At 37.6% G+C, this 20,630-nt stretch carries 16 protein-coding genes; all 16 read right to left on the reverse strand.

The window, feature by feature from the left end:
• Nucleotides 1-9 precede the first annotated feature (9 nt).
• Nucleotides 10-807, reverse strand: a complete 798-nt coding sequence (gene lgt / locus ACLRVU_RS10415; RefSeq protein WP_412891811.1) for a prolipoprotein diacylglyceryl transferase — start codon at nt 805-807, stop codon at nt 10-12.
• Nucleotides 807-1,757, reverse strand: coding sequence for an HPr(Ser) kinase/phosphatase (gene hprK, locus ACLRVU_RS10420; protein ID WP_412891812.1), 951 nt, complete (start codon nt 1,755-1,757; stop codon nt 807-809). Before hprK ends, lgt begins: the two co-directional genes overlap by 1 nt.
• Nucleotides 1,736-2,152 (reverse strand): hypothetical protein, encoded by a 417-nt coding sequence (locus ACLRVU_RS10425; protein WP_412891813.1) that lies wholly within the window; start codon nt 2,150-2,152, stop codon nt 1,736-1,738. The genes hprK and ACLRVU_RS10425 overlap by 22 nt, the downstream gene beginning before the upstream one ends.
• On the reverse strand, nt 2,136-4,973 hold the full coding sequence (gene uvrA / locus ACLRVU_RS10430) for an excinuclease ABC subunit UvrA (protein ID WP_412891814.1): 2,838 nt from the start codon (nt 4,971-4,973) through the stop codon (nt 2,136-2,138). The genes ACLRVU_RS10425 and uvrA overlap by 17 nt, the downstream gene beginning before the upstream one ends.
• A 4-nt stretch (nt 4,974-4,977) precedes the next feature.
• Nucleotides 4,978-6,336: a CCA tRNA nucleotidyltransferase gene (locus tag ACLRVU_RS10435; RefSeq protein ID WP_412891815.1), complete on the reverse strand. Its 1,359-nt coding sequence runs from the start codon at nt 6,334-6,336 to the stop codon at nt 4,978-4,980.
• Nucleotides 6,336-8,312, reverse strand: a complete 1,977-nt coding sequence (gene uvrB, locus ACLRVU_RS10440; protein WP_412891816.1) for an excinuclease ABC subunit UvrB — start codon at nt 8,310-8,312, stop codon at nt 6,336-6,338. The genes ACLRVU_RS10435 and uvrB overlap by 1 nt, the downstream gene beginning before the upstream one ends.
• 11 nt (nt 8,313-8,323) lie before the next feature.
• Nucleotides 8,324-9,751, reverse strand: coding sequence for a S41 family peptidase (locus tag ACLRVU_RS10445; protein WP_412891817.1), 1,428 nt, complete (start codon nt 9,749-9,751; stop codon nt 8,324-8,326).
• Nucleotides 9,752-9,938: 187 nt separating this feature from the next.
• Nucleotides 9,939-11,135, reverse strand: coding sequence for an NlpC/P60 family protein (locus tag ACLRVU_RS10450; protein ID WP_412891818.1), 1,197 nt, complete (start codon nt 11,133-11,135; stop codon nt 9,939-9,941).
• A 27-nt stretch (nt 11,136-11,162) separates the two neighbouring features.
• Nucleotides 11,163-12,584: an NlpC/P60 family protein gene (locus ACLRVU_RS10455; RefSeq protein WP_412891819.1), complete on the reverse strand. Its 1,422-nt coding sequence runs from the start codon at nt 12,582-12,584 to the stop codon at nt 11,163-11,165.
• Entirely contained in the window at nt 12,584-13,498 is a 915-nt protein-coding gene (ftsX, locus tag ACLRVU_RS10460; protein ID WP_412891820.1) for a permease-like cell division protein FtsX, read from the reverse strand. Before ftsX ends, ACLRVU_RS10455 begins: the two co-directional genes overlap by 1 nt.
• Nucleotides 13,485-14,180 (reverse strand): cell division ATP-binding protein FtsE, encoded by a 696-nt coding sequence (gene ftsE / locus ACLRVU_RS10465; protein WP_412891821.1) that lies wholly within the window; start codon nt 14,178-14,180, stop codon nt 13,485-13,487. The genes ftsX and ftsE overlap by 14 nt, the downstream gene beginning before the upstream one ends.
• Nucleotides 14,181-14,388: 208 nt before the next feature.
• A complete protein-coding gene (gene prfB, locus ACLRVU_RS10470; protein ID WP_412891822.1) occupies nt 14,389-15,486 on the reverse strand; it encodes a peptide chain release factor 2 in 1,098 nt (365 codons plus the stop codon).
• A gap of 2 nt (nt 15,487-15,488) precedes the next feature.
• Nucleotides 15,489-18,095 (reverse strand): preprotein translocase subunit SecA, encoded by a 2,607-nt coding sequence (secA, locus tag ACLRVU_RS10475; RefSeq protein WP_412891823.1) that lies wholly within the window; start codon nt 18,093-18,095, stop codon nt 15,489-15,491.
• 103 nt (nt 18,096-18,198) lie between these two features.
• Nucleotides 18,199-19,629 carry an NlpC/P60 family protein gene (locus ACLRVU_RS10480; RefSeq protein ID WP_412891824.1) on the reverse strand — a complete coding sequence of 477 codons (1,431 nt, stop codon included), beginning with the start codon at nt 19,627-19,629 and terminating at the stop codon, nt 18,199-18,201.
• A gap of 149 nt (nt 19,630-19,778) precedes the next feature.
• Nucleotides 19,779-19,976, reverse strand: coding sequence for a cold shock domain-containing protein (locus tag ACLRVU_RS10485; protein WP_041137822.1), 198 nt, complete (start codon nt 19,974-19,976; stop codon nt 19,779-19,781).
• 51 nt (nt 19,977-20,027) lie between these two features.
• Nucleotides 20,028-20,558 (reverse strand): ComF family protein, encoded by a 531-nt coding sequence (locus ACLRVU_RS10490; protein WP_412891825.1) that lies wholly within the window; start codon nt 20,556-20,558, stop codon nt 20,028-20,030.
• Nucleotides 20,559-20,630: the final 72 nt, after the last annotated feature.

Here is a 20,630-nt window from a genome sequence, read left to right on the forward strand (position 1 = left end):
TCTCCTTTTCTAAACGGATTCTTTATTCTTTCGCATATATAAATAGATAATTGCAATAACGCCAACGATTACAAAGACAACCGAAGTCAATTGTGCCATTTTAATCGATCCCAACATCAAAGAATCACTTCTGAAAGCTTCTACGATAAAACGAGTAATGCCATACCACACGAAATATAGAGCGAATTGGCATCCGTCTTTCTTGAGGAAACGACTGATAACATAAGCAATCAAGATAAATCCTAAAATATTTAATACCGATTCATAAAGGAATGTTGGCTGTCTGTAGTATCCATTTATATACATACCACTTTTTATAAATTCAGGCAAATGAAGTGCATTTATATGTGCTTCCGTGATGATCTGTCCAAAAGCCTCTTGATTAACAAAATTTCCCCAGCGTCCCAGTGCCTGAGCTATTAACACGGTTGGCATAATGGCATCTCCTGCCTTTAGTATATCCACATGATGTTTTTTCATGAAGTAGACAGCATAAGGTAATACCGCAATGACACCACCTTGAATCGCCAGACCGCCCTCATAAATCTTAAAGATATCAATCGGGTTGCTGATGTATCTTTCATTGAAAGTAAAGATAACATACCATATTCTTGCCCCAATAATTCCAATAATCAATACATTGATCAGAAAGTCAGAAAAAGGAAAATCGCTGTATCCACGATCACTCATTCTTTTTTTAGAAAATAAATACGCAATTAAAGCACCTGACATAATGCAGACAGCATACCAGGTAATATTCAGTGGTCCTAATTGCAGGAAAATTGTCCTGCTAGGAAAAAGAGCCATTAGTTTTGGTTTCCTTTCCCGTTCTCAATATTAGCCAAGATACGATCGACAAATTCTTTTGAACTGTCATAGCCCAATTCTTTCAAACGTTTATTCATTACTGCAGCTTCAATAACAACGGACATGTTACGTCCACCTGTTACAGGGACCACCAATTTATCGACTTCTACACCTAAAATATCTTCAACCACTTGTTTATCTTCTATTCCGATTCTAGTATATTCTTTGCTTGGTACCCAACGTTCTAATTGAATGATCATATCGACCTGATCCTTTTCCAATACTGCACCAACCCCAAACATCTTAACAACATCTATAACTCCGATTCCACGAATCTCTAACAGATTCTGAAGCACAGTAGGCGATTTCCCAATGATCTGCTGACCGATTTGGTAAAGCTCCACTGCATCATCCGCTACTAAAAGATGTCCTCTCTTAACTAATTCCAAAGCAATTTCACTTTTACCAATCCCGCTGTCACCTTTGATGATTACGCCTTTTCCATAAATATTTAAAAATACGCCATGCATCAGGGTTTCCGGTGCCAGCTTTTCATCAAGAAATGCTGATAGTTCAACTGAAAAACGCCCAGTTGTCTGTGCAGTCAGCATAATTGGAAAGTTCTTCTTATCAGCGATCTCTTTTAATATAGGAGGACACTGATAGTTTTTAGCGATCACGATTACCGGTGTTAAATCATCGGTTAAACGCTCAAAACGTGTCACTTGTTCTTCTTTTGTCATTTGGTCAATGAATGCCATTTCCTTTTCACCGAATACGACAACACGGCGAAAATCACTATGCTGGAAAAAACCGGCTAATTCAAAACCGGGACGGTTAATCTCCGGAACCAAGATCTCACGGTCTAATGATGTCTCATCTCCGGTTGCTTGTATAAGACTTGGATAATGTTCGGTTAATACTTTAACTAATACTGATTTTTTTGACATGATGGGTCCTCCTTACGATACGTTGTGATCATATACAGTATTTCCACTATTACAAATAATAGTAATGTACCAAGTAAAGTCATATAACTTTCTCCCTTTAGTATAAAGGAATTTAACAATAAAAGAAACCAACTTATAAAATAATGTATCGTTTTTAATAAAATCATCCAATTCATCGTCATTTTTTTATCCTTAAAATGATGAAGAATCAAAAATAAATAGAGTATTTCAAACACAGTGTAGCCAATCATATAAAGCAGGCTTACAAGCAGCATCTCCTGCATCTTGATAGAAGCGGCAAACTCAAAGAAGCCTAATATCAATAAACCTAAAAAGACGGAAACGAGTCGTTTCAACATCTTTTTAGGATTTAATGCATCAAGATCTATTTTCATTTAATACATGCTGTAGGAAGTGACCGGTGTAGCTGTCTTTGCATTTAGCTACTTTTTCAGGAGTTCCCGTTACGACGATGGTTCCCCCTTCATCTCCGCCCTCTGGTCCTAAGTCTATAATATGATCGGCTACTTTGATCATATCTAAATTATGTTCAATGATGACAACCGTATCCCCATTATCGACAATGCTTTGCAGTACTTCAATTAAGCGAGCAACGTCATGACTATGCAGTCCAGTTGATGGTTCATCAAGGATATACACCGTTTTTCCTGTCGCTCTTTTCTGCAATTCACTCGCAAGCTTCACACGCTGTGCTTCTCCGCCTGATAAGGTTGTCGCACTTTGTCCTAATTTGATATAACCTAAGCCCACATCTCTTAATGTAATCATCTTATTAGCGATCTTAGGCAGATTAGCAAAGAATTCACAGGCATCTTCAACCGTCATCTCTAAGACATCATATATATTTTTACCGCGATACATGACTTCTAAAGTTTCACGATTATAGCGTTTTCCTTCACATTCTTCACATGGCACGTAAACATCCGGCAGGAAGTGCATGGAAATACGGCGTACACCATCTCCCTGACAGGCTTCACAGCGACCGCCTTTGACATTGAATGAAAAACGTCCTTTATCATAGCCTTTTAGTTTCGCATCGGTGGTTTTCGCAAACAGATCACGAATATCGTCAAATACTCCCGTATAAGTGGCTGGATTTGAACGTGGTGTACGTCCGATCGGATCTTGTGACACATCAATAACTTTATCAACATGCTCTAAACCGAGAATAGATTTATGTTTCCCCGGTTTGATCTTTGTACGATTCACTGAAGCTTGAATGCCTTTGCATAAAATCTCATTGACTAAGGAAGATTTCCCAGATCCCGATACTCCGGTTACTACCGTATATGTTCCTAATGGGAATTTCACATTGATCTTTTTAAGGTTATTTTCTTCTGCCCCTTTAATCTCAATAAACTTACCATTACCCTTACGGCGTTTTTTAGGAACAGGAATACTTAAACGATGTGACAAATATTTTCCGGTAATAGAATTTTCATCTTTCATGATCTCTTCCGGTGTCCCGGCTGCAATGACTTCTCCGCCATGAATCCCGGCTCCAGGACCGATATCAATAATATAGTCTGAGGCACGCATCGTATCTTCATCATGTTCAACAACGATCACACTGTTTCCCAAATCGCGAATCTGATGCAAGGTATTAATCAATTTATCGTTATCACGCTGATGAAGTCCGATTGAAGGTTCATCCAATACATAAAGAACCCCGGTCAAACGTGATCCGATCTGAGTCGCCAAGCGAATACGCTGTGCTTCTCCACCAGATAATCCGGCTGCCATACGTGACAGGCAAAGATACCCTAAGCCTACATCAAATAAGAAGCCTAAACGGTCTTTAATTTCTTTTAGAATCAGTTCCGCTATTACGGCCTCTGTCGTCGTCAGCTCAAGTTCATTAAAGAAACGTAAAGCTTCTTTAATCGATAAATCTGTCAGCTGTGCGATGTTTAATCCACCGACACGGACACTTAGCACTTCATCTGTCAAACGTTTTCCATGACAAGTCGGACAGGTGTGTTCAGCGGTGAAAGATTCATAGTATTCTTTTGACCATGAAGAAGTTGTTTCTTCAAAACGACGCTGGATCAGCGTTTTAACTCCTTCTATGTATTTTGTTGTCTTGCTCACATTTCCTGAACTGGAAGTAATTGTATAAGTAATCGGTTCAGTTGATCCGATCATGATAATATCCATTTCTTTTTTAGTGAATTTCTTTAATGGTTTATCTAAGTCAATATGATATTTATCACACAAGATCAAGAAACGCTGCCATTCAATACGATCTGTACCGATAGCAGTCTTGAAATAACGGATTCCACCTTGGTTGATAGATAATTCACGATCCGGAATAATCAAATCGACATCGACTTCATTTTTAAACCCCAGTCCTTTACAATCCGGACACGCTCCCAAAGGAGAGTTGAAAGAAAATAAACGAGGCTCTAATTTGGGTACTGAAAAACCACAGATCGGACAGGCATGGTTTTCTGAAAAAAGATGCTCCGTTTCTGTTGTAAGATTTTGAACGATGGCTTCTCCTTCACTTAATCTCAAAGCAGTCTCCAATGAATCAGCTAATCGTGAACGATAATCTTCACGTTTCACAATACGGTCAATAATGACTTCAATGTTGTGACGTTTATTTTTATCTAATTCGATTTCTTCTTCTAATAAACGGGTTTCACCATCGACACGGATACGCACATAGCCCTCTTTACGAAGTTTTTCAAAGAGATCTTTATGGGTTCCCTTCTTATTTTTCATGATCGGCGACAATACTTGCAATCTTGAACCATCTTCAAAGCGATCGACTGTATCTATCATCTGCTTTACTGTCTGAGACTGAATGGGAACATTATGCTCCGGACAATAGGCTACCCCAATTCTTGCATAAAGCAATCTCAAATAGTCATAAATCTCGGTTACAGTTCCAACTGTAGAACGGGGATTGTGACTGGTTGTTTTCTGATCGATGGCAATAGCCGGTGACAAACCTTCAATACTGTCAACATCCGGTTTATCCGCATTTCCCAAGAACTGACGAGCATAGGCACTCAATGATTCAACATAACGACGCTGCCCTTCAGCATAAATTGTATCAAATGCCAAAGATGTCTTTCCCGATCCGGAAAGTCCAGTCATAATGACAAGTTCATTACGTGGGATCTCAATATCAATATTTTTTAAGTTATTCTCGCGGGCTCCTTTTATAATAATTTTATCGTGTTCCATATTTTCACCTCTCATATTTGCTTAAAATATAGTTGATTAGCTGCTGTTTATCTTTTCCTGACAGCTGTTTATCATAGGCATCCTCCAATATCTTTGAAAATGCCGGGTTAGGCAGATAACCTAAATCCTTTAAATCTTGTCCACTTACAAGTGGAGGCAAAGCTATCATACCATAATTTTTCTTCATTTTATCGATATAAGCATTAAAATTTTCAATCGACTGGCAATCAATTCTTGCCCTTCCCATTTTATCACATTTGCATAAGAGTGCCAAATCATCTATACTAACCCTGCCTTCTAATCGCTTTAATACTTTAAGATAAGGATAAGGTTTCATGCCTTGTCTTGAAGCATTCATCAAGACCATATGACATCGCACCATCAGTGAAACATACGTTGATAAACGCTTATTGCCAGATAAGTCATACATGAATTTATAGGCAAGCGGTTCTCCTATTAAATCATGGTTAGGTGCTTTTCCTTGATCGGTTGTGACCGCTGGTTTGCCAATATCATGTAGGAGGGCTGACCACATAAAACCTAATGGATCAACAGCTTTATCTTTGCATAATGCCGCTAAATCAACAACGAGCAGCGTATGATTAAACACATTGCCTTCCGGATGAAAATCAGCTCTCTGCATTGTTTTAGCCAATAAATAAAGAGGTTTGGGCAGTGCATTGATTTCATACAAAAAAGAAAGACCAAGCGATGGCTGGGTACTTAACAGCAGCTTAGAGTATTCCTGAAAAATACGTTCCTTACTGAGGTGAATCAGTTGCCCGGTCATCTCTTTACACACTTGTTTTGTTTGTGGATCAATATGAAATTCCGGTAATTTCGCCTGCATTCTAGCTACTCTTAAAACTCTAAGAGGATCTTCTTTGAACGTATTTTCATCGATTAGACGAATTATTTTATTTTCTAAGTCCTGTATTCCCCCATTAGGGTCAATCAGTTCTCCACTGTAAGGATCCAATAAAATACTGTTGATCGTTAAATCTCGACGTTTACAGGCTTCTTTAAAATTCTTATCCGTCAGATATTCCATTACAAAATCACGATGACCGTCGCCGGTCTTTTTTTCTTTTCTAGCTAAGGCAAAATCAAAATTAGGAAGACAGGCTAATTTAAAAACACTAAAGCTTCTGCCAATCTGCTGAGTGTCGCCAAATTTTTTTAATGTAATATGAAGATGTTGAGGCTCTAATCCATAAACCTCAACATCAATATCTTTATTTCCTTTTAACTTCAGCCATTCATCACGTACATAACCACCAACGATATAGGCATCTCCACCAGAATGTTTAATGGCATCGAACACTGCTTTTACTATAGGCGAAAAGTGACTGAAAAATTCCATTATTTCTCACCTTTTAATTCAATTAAGATATCTCGCAGTTCCATTGCTTTTTCAAAGTCTAAGACTTTAGCCGCTGCTTTCATCTGTGCTTCAATATCTTTGATCAATTCTTCTTTTGCTTTCTTAGGTGCCTTCTTGCCTTTCTTTAGCAAGTCAGCAGCAGAATCCACCGTATTTTCCAAGCCATGAATAGCGTCACGGATATCCTTAATAATGGTTTTAGGTGTAATGTTATGTTCTTTATTATAAGCCTCTTGGATCTCGCGGCGACGGTTTGTTTCTTTGATGGCTGAATTCATTGAATCAGTGATACGATCGGCATACATGATAACACGTCCCGAAGCATTACGGGCAGCACGACCAATCGTCTGAATCAGTGAGCGGTGACTTCTTAGGAATCCTTCTTTATCCGCATCTAAAATACAAACTAATGAAACCTCCGGTAAGTCCAGCCCCTCTCTTAAAAGGTTGATTCCAATTAACACATCATACTTCCCTAAACGCAAATCACGTAAAATTTCCGTTCTTTCCAAAGTTTTCGTTTCCGAATGAAGATATGAGACTTTCAATCCCACTTCTTTTAAATAATCTGTCAGATCTTCTGCCATACGTTTTGTAAGTGTTGTGATCAATACACGTTCATTACGCTTGATACGTTCGTTAATCTCACCGATAATATCATCAATTTGATTAGCGATTGGTCTGACTTCAATGATTGGATCTAATAAACCAGTAGGACGAATAATCTGTTCCACATAATGATTATTTACTTTTTCCAGCTCATAGTCTCCCGGTGTTGCTGAAACATATATCGCCTGATTAATCAAGGTTTCAAATTCTTCAAAACGCAAAGGACGGTTATCCAAAGCACTTGGCAGACGGAAGCCATAATCAACTAATACGTTTTTACGTGAACGGTCTCCATTATACATTCCGCGTATCTGCGGCAGCATAACATGGGATTCATCTACTATTAATAAGAAATCCTTAGGGAAATAATCGATCAATGTATAAGGTCGCTGTCCTGCTGAACGTCCATCGATATGACGTGAATAGTTTTCGATTCCTGAACAGATACCGACTTCCCTTAACATCTCGATATCATGACGTGTACGCTGCTCCAAGCGTTGATGTTCTAAAAGTTTATTATCCTCCTGTAATTCTTTTAAGCGCACTTCCAGTTCTTCGCTGATGCCATTGACTGCACGATTCATTTGTTCTTTAGTGGTAACATAATCATAAGCCGGATAAATTGTGTAATGATTAAAGACGTTTAAAACATTTCCGGTTAATGGCTCAACTTCACAAATTCGCTCTACTTCATCACCGAAAAGTTCGATACGCACAATCCAGTTTTCGGTATGTCCCGGCATTATTTCCACTACATCACCGCGTACCCTGAATGTTCCACGTGTCTGTTCGATATCATTTCTAACATACTGACGATCTACTAGATAAGTTAACAGTTCTTTACGGTCAATCATTTGTCCGACACGCACACTGAAAATCATTTCTCGATATTGATTCGGATTTCCCAGCCCATAAATAGAAGCAACAGACGCCACGACAATAGTATCTTCACGTTCTAGTAATGAATTCATTGCTGACGAACGCAGCATTTCGATTTCATAATTGGTTACTGATGTTTTATCTATATACGTATCACTTTTAGGAATATAAGCTTCAGGCTGATAAAAGTCAAAGTTTGATACAAAATATTCAACACGATTATTAGGGAAAAATTCTTTAAATTCAGAATATAGCTGTCCTGCCAACGTTTTATTATGAGCTAATATCAGAGTTGGCTTATTCACTTTTGCAATAACATTGGAAACAGTAAATGTTTTTCCTGTCCCCGTTCCTCCTAAAAGGACCTGAACTTTTTTACCGTTCTCGATTCCTTCTACCAATTCATCGATCGCTTTAGGCTGATCTCCGGTTGGTTTATAGGAAGACACTAATTCAAATTTAGGCATAGATTCCCTCCTTACTTGATCAACATTATTAGTTTTTGGTACTGCTGATCATTATTTTCATCATTTAAATATAAAACCACTTCTTTGATTAAAATTACTCGGTCATCATCAGATAATTCACCATTAACTTCTAAACCATGGTTCTTTTCAAACTCAACTAAAGCTTCCTTTGTTAGTTCATTGAAGTAGCCATCTTCACGGTCAACATTATAACCGAGCAGTTTCAGCATCTTCTGCATTTGCTGGACACGCAGATCAACCATATCTGTTTTTAATGGTTCTGTCACCTCAAAATCATATAAATGACTGGCATCTATATTGTTCACTTCAATATCCGCACTCAAACCTACTTCATTAATATTTTTCCCACTTGGCAGCATCCATTTTGAAGAAGTATATTTAACCACACTTAAATCACTTAATGTTACTTGTGTTTGAACAACTCCTTTGCCATAAGTTTTTGTACCAATCAGCTGATATCCCAAAAGTTCCTGTAAAGCACCAGCAACCACTTCCGAAGCCGAAGCCGTATTTTCGTTAACTAAAATATATCCATTTACAAATTGATAAGGATTATTATTTTCAGATTGGTAGATGACTTGCTTACCATGTTTATCTTCGGTACTGAATTCAGTTTGTCCCTTGCCTAAAAATAAATCCAGAATGCCTTTGGCTGACTGCAGGTATCCACCAGTATTATCACGTAAATCAATAGCGATTGTCTCGATATTTTCTGCTTTAAAATAAGTTAAAGCTTTTTCTACTTCTTTATCCGTCGTTGTTCCAAATGAACTTAAATGAATCAGACCGTATTTCTTGCTGTTTGCTTCTCTAATCTCATAAATTGCCGAGTAATCAATTGGTGCCCTTTTTACAGATACTTCAAATTCTTCTTGATTGCGCTTCACTTTCAGCAATACTGTCGTTCCGCTATTTCCCTTAACAAGATCGGCAATCTCCGTGCTTGTCAGATCCGTTAAATCCTGATGATCTGCTTCAAGAAGAATATCGCCCATTTTTAACCCGGCAGCTTCAGCGGTTGAACCCACATACACCTGAGTAATAATCGGAACTCCAACTAAAGTATTAAAAGCCACCCCGATGCCTTCATAGTTTTTATTGATTGTGTTTTCAAACTGAGTTAATTCCTCAGGAGTAAAACAGCTATTATAAGGGTCGTTTACCGCCTCTACCATCGCTTTGGCTAAAACATCATCTAAATTGATCTCGTCAGATACATTCATCCAGTCATTTTTTAAGATATTGTAAACTTCCTCTATTTTACCTAAAGGGTTTTGTGCTGACATTGTTCCGTTTGCTTTGCCGGTCTCTTTGCCTAACCAATAACCACCGCCCAAGCATAGGATCATTGCAATGACCATTGCTCCAGGATTAATTCTTATTTTCGCCTTCTTTTTTGGTTCTTCGTTCAAGTTCATCCAATCACCTCAATAAGGATATTCTACCACAAAAATGCTGAATATATTATTAAAATGTTCTTTTTGTTTATATTTTGTTTCTTCTTTTATTAGAGTATTTCTAACCCTGTCGAAGGGTCTCCTTTATTCCTATAATTTGGTAAAATTTAGCTGTTGCAACAAAAAAAGGCAGAACATCGGTTCTACCTTATAAATATCTTCTAGCGCCACAGAATGTGTTTTGCCAATACGCAATATTCACATTAGAATACATCACTGTACTTCCCGGCTGAGGGGCATGCACCATAACACCGTTTCCTACATACATTCCTACATGACTGCAGTATCCATCTGTACTAAAGAAAATCAAATCTCCCGGTTGGAAATTTCCCCATCCGACATCAGTTCCTTGTTTAATTTGATCCCAAGTTGTACGTCCAATCCAAATTCCGGCAGCCTGTAAATAGGCTTGAGAGGTCAGACCGGAACAATCATAACCATTAGGTCCGCTTCCGCCCCAAATATAAGGCAAGCCAATCTTGCTGGTTGCCCAAGCAACAACTGCGGCAGCATCTCCTGTTGCCTCAGCTCCACCTCCGGCACTTGCTCCGCCATTATCCAGCCATTCCTGCTGTTCCAAAGAGATACGGCTTTCATTTAACGCAGCATCTAAAGCGGCATTATATTCATCCATTTCTGCTTTATCCTGCTGTTGGCTATCTAACTTAGCAGCATATTGATTAACTAAATCGGTATATTCATTTTCTTTTGCAACCTGTTCAGCCTTTAATCCTTCTAAGGTTGCTTTGGCATCTTCTGCCCAAACTCTTTGTTCTTCTAAATCTTTTTTATCTTGATTTAACTGTTCAATCAATTGCTTGTCATTGGCAGTTAATTCATTAACTCCCTCAATACGAGAGAATAAATCTGAAAAATCACTTGCTCCTAAAATAAAGCTTAAAAACTGATTTGAATTTGAATAGGTCTGCATTGCATAAAGACGTTCTCTCAACAATCCTTCACGGTAAGCAATATCATCTTCTTTGTTTTTTATATTCGCTAAAATATAGTCAATCTCTGCCTGCTGTGAAGCAATCTGATCATTAAATGATTGAATTGCTTCATGCACTGCATTAATTTTTTCTTTCACTGAAGTTAAATCTGATTCCAATGTATCAATATTATTTTGAATATTGGCACTTTTATCTTTCAAATAGCTATTAAATTCTTCACATACAGCAATCTCACTTCGTGACAGTGTATTCGATGAACACTTATCCATATAAGCACGTTCATTTTCGGCAAAGTCATTCTCTGCATTTACTGTATGAAATCCGCTAAGAGCTACCACCATTGTGCAGCTTCCCACTAATAGCCATTTGATAAAGTTTGATTTTTTTCTCATTCCTTATTCCTTTCCTCCTTTTAGAAGCTATATAAATCTTCTAATTGTATAGCAATGGTTATACCATGTAGAACTTGCATTCAAGTTAATCATATGTACCCCTAACCCATCATTTGGTGTCGATGTATGGACCATCATTCCATTACCGGCATACATTCCAACATGATCCGTTTGACCGTTGTAATCCCAATCAAATAAGATGAGATCTCCTGGCTGCATGTTATCCCAAGACACTTCGTAACCCCTGACCTGCTGGTCAAGTGTCGAGTAGCCAACAAATATACCATATTCGCCATAAGCCCAATAGGTTAAGCCAGAACAGTCAAAAGCCAAGGTACCAGAATCATAGTAATTTTCCAATCCATTATACCAGCCAGCCGCCGTTGCATCTTTATAAGCACTTTTTAGCCACCCGATTAATTCAGAGGTAATCGGCTGTCCTTTTCCACCCCAAACATAAGGGCTGCCTTTTTGACTAATTGCCTTTTGAACGATCTGCAAACCTAAAGCTGAAGTATCTTGATTGTTATTGCCATTGTCTCCGCCACCGTTATTACCGCTGTCAATATCACCATTTCCATTATCTGATTCTGAATTATCTCCCGGATTATCTGTTCCGCCATTATCAGGCGTATTTGGTTTGTTTTGCTGTTCCTGCAGCCATTTTTGATAAGCTTCTTCTTCGGCAATACTCGCCTGACTGCTTGCTACTGCGCTTGCTAATTGATTAATAACCGGTTCGGTTAATTTTTGTTCTTGTTCAATATATCCCAATTTAGCTGTTAAATCCGCTAACTGAGCATTCAGTTGATCTTCATAGAGACCTTTTTGTTCCTGCAGTAAAGCTAAGTTATTTTTTGATTCTTCCATCAAATTCTTTTGTTCTTCGTTGGCTATTTTATCATTAGCCAGACGATTCATTAAATCCTTATCATAAGAAGTCAGCTGATTGACTCCGTCAATTCTGGAAAATAAATCCGAAAAGCTTGTTGCACCAATGATAAAAGCAAAGAATTGGTTGGAATTGACATACATCTGCATCGCATATAAGCGTGTTTTTAAACTTTCTTCCAGTTCCTGAATATTATTCGTCAATGTATTAATATTCTCAGAAGCATAATTTATTTCTTCTTGTTTATTTTGAATTTGTAAATCGATTGCATCAATTTCATCTCTTAATGTATCAATTTGTCCTTCCGTATCATCAATAGATGACTGTAAGTCAGACATACTATTTTTTAAGTTTTCATTTTTAGCTTTCAAATATTCATTGAATTGGCTGCAAATCTCAATATCCTTCTTTGACATTTCAGAGGATTTGCAACGTTCGATATAATCGCGTTCATTGATTTCAAAATCATCCTCCGCTTTTACTTTGTAGGATAAGTCTGCACCGCAAACGATGAAAGTGAAACATATGCACACTACTATTTTTATAATTTTATTCATTAGAATTTCAAGAATTTACGGATAGAGAAGTAACTTCCTACAAGCCCTACTCCTGATCCTAAGCCCGCAAGTATCAATGAGAATTGATAAACAAACGGAGATGCCGGTCTTAATGTCAGCAATGAAGAAAAGAAAACCCCATTCATCTGATTATACATCGCTGTATATCCAAATATTAAGATAAGACATGGAACGACAGCACCGAAAAGACCGATCAATATTCCTTCAATCATAAATGGAATACGAATATACCAGTTAGAAGCCCCCACCATACGCATGATTGAGATTTCCGTCTGTCTTGCCGTAATCGCAACTTTAATTGTATTTGAGATCAGCATTAATGCGATAATTCCTAAAGCAACAATGAAGATCGCTCCGCCATTACGTACATTCTCTAATGTTTTGACTAATTCGGCAGTGGAATCCCCACCGTAGTTTGTTTTATTGACATGGTCAATATTCATGATTTGCTTTGCGATCTGTGATAAATTCTGAGCATCCTCCACTTCTACCACATAGGCATCACCCAAAGGATTTTCTTCTCCTTTATATGTACCAAATAAACTTTGTCCATCATCACCATACGCTTCAATGAGCTTATCTAATTCTGACTCTTTTGAAGAGTATACCACTGATTTAATTTGACCGATTTTATTTATTTCTTCGCCTACCTGCTGTACTTCTTCAGTAGAAGCATCACTTTCCAGCTGAACATAAATCGTTAAGCTTTCTTCAACTGAGGTGGTCATATCCTGTACATTTATTGCCACAACACCAATTAAGCCAATCAACAGCAAGGTAATTGTGACTGCGAAAATAGAAGAGGCACTCATCACACCGTTGCGCCATATACTCTGTATCGCTGTAATCAAATGCTTGGGCAAGTTTCGTATACAACTACTAATTTCTTTCACTATAATCATACCCCCCTGCCATTGTATCCGATGATACACATCCATCGGCAATCATAATTGTTCTTTGTTTATATTCCTCTACGATCGTAATATCATGAGTGACTACGATCACGGTTGTTTTATGTTCTTTGTTGATCTTCATTAAAATTTCAATGATCTCACGTGACGTTGAAGGGTCTAAGTTCCCTGTCGGTTCATCCGCAATCAACACTTTTGGAGAATTCACAATCGCTCTGGCAATCGCCACACGCTGCTGCTGTCCTCCTGAAAGCTGATGAGGATAAGCATTTGCTTTATCTTCTAAACCAACTAAACGCAGGGTTTCTTTAACTCTTGTTCGTATTTGTGTCTTTGGTGTATCGATTACCTCTAAGGCAAACGCTACATTTTCAAACACCGTTCTTCTTGGCAAAAGACGGTAGTTCTGGAATACAACTCCGATCTTTCTTCGAAAATATGGGACATGCCGATTCTTTATTGATGAAACATCTACTCCATCTACAATGACATTTCCTGATGTTGCTTTCTCTTCGCGATATAGTAATTTAATAAATGTTGATTTCCCAGCACCGGTCGGTCCGATAATATACACGAATTCACCGGGATCAATAGAAAGATCCATCTTATTTAAAGCATGTACGCCTGTTTTATACTTTTTAGTTACTCCTTGGAGTTTAATCATTTTCATCACCCGCTTACAATTATAGCATACTAAATGTCAAAACCTGTATGATTTTATAAAAATATGTAAAAAAATTTTTATTTATTATATCACGAACTCTATTAGAAATTATCTTCTGTAAATCACATATTTTTAACATTATTTTCGTATTTTTTTATTATTGTGATAAGCCTTAAAAAGAAAAAAAGACTATAACCTAAAGTATAGTCTATTGAATCTCCCAACGTAAATAAGCATAGATAAAATCAAATAAATCTCCATCCATGACACGATCAACCTGACTGGTTTCGCAGCCTGTACGCGCATCTTTTACCAGTGAATAAGGATGCATTACATAAGAGCGAATCTGTGATCCCCAGCCTATTTCTTTCTGTTCTCCTTTGATTTCTCTTAGTTTTGCCTGCTGTTCTTCTATCATTTTTTGATAAAGTTTTGATTTCAGCATCACCATCGCTTGTTCTCTGTTTTTGATCTGAGAACGCTGCGTCTGACAAGAAGTAACAATTCCGGTCGGTATATGGGTAATACGCACAGCTGAATCTGTCGTATTAATATGCTGACCGCCTGCTCCTGATGAACGATAGGTATCAATTCGCAAGTCTTCTGTACGCACTTCAATTTCAATATCATTATTGAATTCCGGCATTACATCAACTGAAGCAAATGAAGTATGACGTCTGGCATTGGAATCAAACGGAGAGATACGCACTAAGCGATGTACTCCTTTTTCTGATTTTAAATATCCGTAAGCATTATAGCCTTTGACTAAGAATGTTACTGATTTGATCCCTGCTTCTTCACCATCTAAATAATCCAGCACTTCCACTTTGAAATCTGCTTTATTTGAAAAGCGAGTATACATCCTAAACAGCATTTCTGCCCAGTCCTGACTTTCTGTTCCGCCGGCACCGGGATGAATTTCCACAATCGCATTTAAATGATCATACTCATGAGACAGCAGCATGTCTTTTTCAAACGCATCCAACTGATTGTCAAACTGCTGATAATCCTCATCTAAAATCAGCATGAAGTCTTCATCGCCTTCTTTAGCTAATTCGTAGGTTTCATTTAATTCGTTTAATTTATCACTTAATTCATTATATTGATCGACTGCTTTCTTCAATCCGGTTAAACGATCATAAATACGTTTGGCATGATCCGGATCATCCCAAAATCCTTCTTCTAATGTTTGTGCAGTTAATGACTCAATTTCCATTTCCTTTGTACTCACATCTAGCGACTGACTTAATTGTTCGAGTAATAAATGGGCTTTTTCAAGCCCATTTTTAATTTCGTATAATTCCAAGCTTAGAATTCTACCGTGATATCACGGCGTCCTAATTTCTTTTCTACATCTTCATCAAGAACTTTTAAGCCCATTCTTCTGATAGAAGTACAAATACTTGTCGCTATGCTAGTTGTCATCTGTTCAAACATATAGAAAGCTTCTTCTGTATATTCACGCAATGGATCTTTTTGAGCATACGCTCTTAAATAAATTCCATTTCTCAATTTACTCATGGCATCAATATGATTTACCCATGAATAATCAATGACGCTTAATAAAACATTTCTTTCATATTCACAAATCTGTTCAGGAGTTAATCCCTCTCTAAAGCGTGAACGATATCCTTTAAAGGCAACTTCACTTAAAACTGCCGCCAATTTCTCCGGATCCTGTTTTACCGCTTCAGCATTTGGTGTTTTTAATACACTAAACAACATATATTTTGATCCCACTGACTTCAGTACACTTTCTACATCAACTGTATCATGTTTTCCATCATTGGTTGTATGAGCTTTAATTTCTTCTTCAATGGCTTGTTTAAACATTCCCTTAACTATTTCACCTAAATCCGATTCCGCCATAATGCGATCACGTTCACTATACATGATTTCACGCTGCTGTCTCATAACGTCATCATATTGTAGGACTTGCTTACGGGCATCGAAGTTATTTCCTTCAACACGCTTCTGTGCCCCTTCAATTGATTTTGAAACGGTTTTATTATCAATTGCTTCATCTCCAAGCAAAGCAACCATTGATTTAACTTTATCACTGGCAAAACGAGCTAACAATTCATCATCAAATGAAACGTAGAAACGTGAGAACCCAGGATCTCCCTGACGTCCTGAACGTCCTCTCAACTGATTGTCTATACGTCTTGATTCATGACGTTCTGATCCTAATACGGCTAATCCACCTAATTCTTTAACCCCTTCACCTAATTTAATATCGGTTCCACGTCCAGCCATGTTGGTCGCAATGGTTACTGCCCCTTTTACTCCGGCACGGCTGATGATTTCTGCTTCTTTAGAGTGATTTTTGGCATTTAATACGTTATGACGAATACCGCGTGATTTCAGCATCTTGCTGATCCTTTCACTGGTTTCAACAGCTACTGTCCCGATCAGTATCGGCTGACCATAACTGTGACGGCGTTCTACTTCATCACATAAAGCGTTGAATTTTGCAGAACCCTTCGCAAAAACTAAATCATTAGCATCTTCCCTAATAACAGCCACATTCGTTGGAATTTCTACTACACGCATGTTGTAGATTAAACGGAATTCTTCTTCTTCTGTTTTAGCTGTTCCGGTCATTCCGGCTAATTTATTAAATAAACGGAAGAAATTTTGATACGTAATATTCGCTAATGTAATCGTTTCTTCTTTGATAGGCACGCCTTCTTTGGCTTCAATCGCTTGATGCAGACCATCTGAATAAGCACGACCTGGCATCACACGACCCGTGAACTGATCAATAATTAAAACACTGGCGTTTGCTAAAGAATGACTTCCATCTTCAGTAGCGACCATATATTCTACATCACGTGTCATCGCATAATTTGCTTTTAAAGCCTGATTGATACGATGCACGATCGCTGTATTTTCAATATCGTATAAGTTTCCTACTTTAAAGTATTTTTCCGCACGTGTTACCCCATGTTCAGTTAACGTTACCGCTTTTGATGTTTCATCGACTTCATAATCATCTGTTTTCACCAATGATTTCGCAAAGGCATCCGCCTGATTATAAAGCTTAGCAGTATTCACCTGTCCACCGGAAATGATCAACGGTGTACGAGCTTCATCAATTAAAATAGAGTCGACTTCATCGACTAACGCATAATTAAGCGGACGCAATACTTTCTGATCCATTGATTTCACCATGTTGTCACGAAGATAATCAAATCCTAATTCTGCATTTGTTGTATACGTAATATCACAGGCATGTACTGCTCGCTTCTGCTGAGCGGAAAGCTCACGTTTATTTAATCCTACAGTCAATCCTAAAAAGTTAAATACTTTTCCATTATCTTGTGCATCACGTCCCGCCAAATAATCATTGACCGTAACCACATGTGTCCCTTTACCGCTTAAAGCATTTAAATATACAGGAAAAATTGAGGTTAAAGTTTTACCTTCACCTGTCTTCATTTCGGCAATATCACCATTATGCAAAGCAATAGCCCCCATTAACTGTACCTTAAAGGCATGAAGTCCTAATACACGGCGTGAAGCTTCACGTACGACTGCAAATGCTTCTATCAATATATCATCGAGTGTACTTCCGCTTTCGATTTTCTCTCTGAATTCATCTGTTTTAGCGGCTAACTGTTCATCAGACAGAGCTTTCATCTGTGGTTCCAGTGCCATAATTTTATCCGCTTGAGCTTCTAAAACCTTAAGTGTTTTATTCTCTTGATCAAATATTTTACGAATGCGATCAAAGAACCCCACTTTCGTTTTTTGTGCTTTTGTATTAAATTCAACATTCCCCTGATGACTTGTTTCTACATCTTCGAATGTCTCAATCTGTATCTCTTCTGCTGGCTGATCATTCAAATCGACAACTTCATAGGTTTTATTGTCTGTCGAATTATCGCCATCTTTGCTTACTTTAAGAGCCATGAAAAATCTCCTTTCATCATTCAGTCATAACAGACCGTATTATCTACCATATTATACCATCATCATTCCTTAAAGAAAAGAAAAAAGGTGATGACTCACCTTTTTAGTATCTAACTGCTCCGGCATAGGTTGATGACCAATAAGAGTTCCCCATGCTTGTTACCTCTACACCAGTTGATTCATTTCCACTATGCACCATCATTCCGCCGCCAAGATAAATCCCTACGTGACCTAATGATGTATATGTATTAAAGAATACTAAATCACCCGGCTGTAAATCACTGACAGGTGTTCCACCTGCATATTGTGAGAATGTTGTACGTCCAATAGAAATACCTGCCTGTGCAAAGACATAGCTTGTAAATCCTGAACAGTCAAATGCACTAGGTCCGGTAGCACCAAAGACATATGGTGATCCGACTAAAGACATTCCGATTGAAGTGGTAGCTCCGCCGCTAAAAGCACTTACTTTAACATTAATCGTTTTTGTTGCTTCATTTCCGGCAGCATCTTTTGCACTAATCGTAATTGCATAGTCCCCTGCATTTTCGGTATCGACACTGCCCTCAATTGTTGCTTCAGCAGTTAAGTCTCCATCTTTGTTATCAATAACCGAGATTTGGCTGCGAATATCCAGCGCATCTCCTTTTTCGATTTCAATATCAGAAGCATTGATGATCGGTGCGGAAATATCTCCAACGCCAACTTTCAATTCCTTTTCTGTTTTATTCCCTGCACTATCCACTGCAGTTAATGTAACGCTTTGAGTTTCTTCCTTAGAAGTATCAATATCATTGCTTAATGATATTTCAATTTCTTCTCCAGAATTATCTGAGACAGTTGCAAAATCAGAAATATGGAATCCATTTCCAAAATCTGTCGTTACAGCGTCTCCCTGCAATAAATTAATAACAGGTGCTTCAATATCCTTTACTTGGATATCAAATGTTTTCTTGTTTACATTTCCTGATGAATCGCTTACTGACAACGTGATCGTTTGCGGATCAAGGTTCGCTGTATCTAAAGTTCCGTCTACTTCAACGAAAGCTGTTACATCCCCATCTGCATTATCAATAGCTTTAATATGATCCGTAATTGTGTTGCTTGAATTAAGATTGATAATCATTTTACCATCTTCTAAACGAGTATCTTTTGAATCCGCAACTAATTCAAAATTAGGAGCAACATGATCCTCCACTCTAACTTCTACGACTTTCGAAGCAGTGTTATTGTATTCATCGATTGCTTCTACTGTTACATAAGAACTTCCTACTACGCTTTCACGTAAAGTAGATGTATCACATGTGATTAACAGATCATCATAAGATGTTCTATTATCCGCAATATTTACCATACTAACATCAAATTTGTCACCATAGTTTAATACCACATAATCATCTGCAATGACTGGCGCCTCTTTATCCATAGCGGCATAACCTACTAGGAAAAATGAAGAGACACAAACCAATGGTATAAACATTTGTCCTTTATGTAAAACGGCTTCTTTGATTGATTTGACTTTCTCAAAGTTCATCCTTTTTACCTCCATTCCTTAACAAATACGTAATTCATTATAACAAAAACAATCAAAAAATCAACCTTTTTTCGTATATTCGCATTTTACGCCTTCATAAAACAAAAAAATGCGAGGCCTTTTAAAGCCTCACACTCGTCTTGTTTTTTCTATACTTTAACAACGTTTTTAGCCTGTAAACCACGGTCACTTTGGAAGATTTCAAATTCAACCAATTCCCCTTCGGTCAGGCTTTTATAGCCGTCTTGAACGATTTGTGAATAATGAACAAAAATATCTTTTCCTTCTCCACGATCAATAAATCCAAATCCTTTTTCGCTGTTAAACCATTTCACTTTTCCTTGCATAAAATTCATCCTTTCTATCTCTACGTTTTAGTATAAACTTTGCTGCAAAGATTAGAAAGAATTTTCGCTCGACAAAGTTTTCCTATGTTTTCGGCACGATAAAATTAAGATATCGATTTTCTTTGGCGAAAGTTTTCTTAACTGATCAAGACACGCTTTAAGTGTATGTCCTGATGTCATTACATCATCAATCAGTAAAATTTCTTTTTGATAAAGGTCTTGTCCACCCACAACTGTAATATGATCATAAATTCCTTTTCGTTTTCTAAACGGCTGATCTGCTTGTTTATAATCTCCAATTTTAATGAGATCGGTAAAAAGGGGAAGGTTTAATGTTTTAGCGATCTCTTCCATTGGAGCAAATCCACGACGTTCATTCTGATCTTTACTAGAAGGACAGCACGCAACAATACAGTCCGAATATCGGTGTCTTAACTCCATTAAAAAGTAAGATAAAAAAACAGGAGCTAAGGCAATGTCATATTGTCCTTTGTATTGGAATAATAGAGAACGAAAGAATTCATTGTATTCATAAAGAAAGTGAATATCACAGCCATCAAATCGACTCTTCTCATTTAACACGTTTAACTTTCTAAAACAATCAATACAAATTGAGGGATTAGCAATTAATGATAAAAGGAAAAATTGATGATC

It is taken from the genome of Beduini sp. (assembly GCF_047239305.1).
GTDB lineage: Bacteria > Bacillota_I > Bacilli_A > Erysipelotrichales > Coprobacillaceae > Beduini.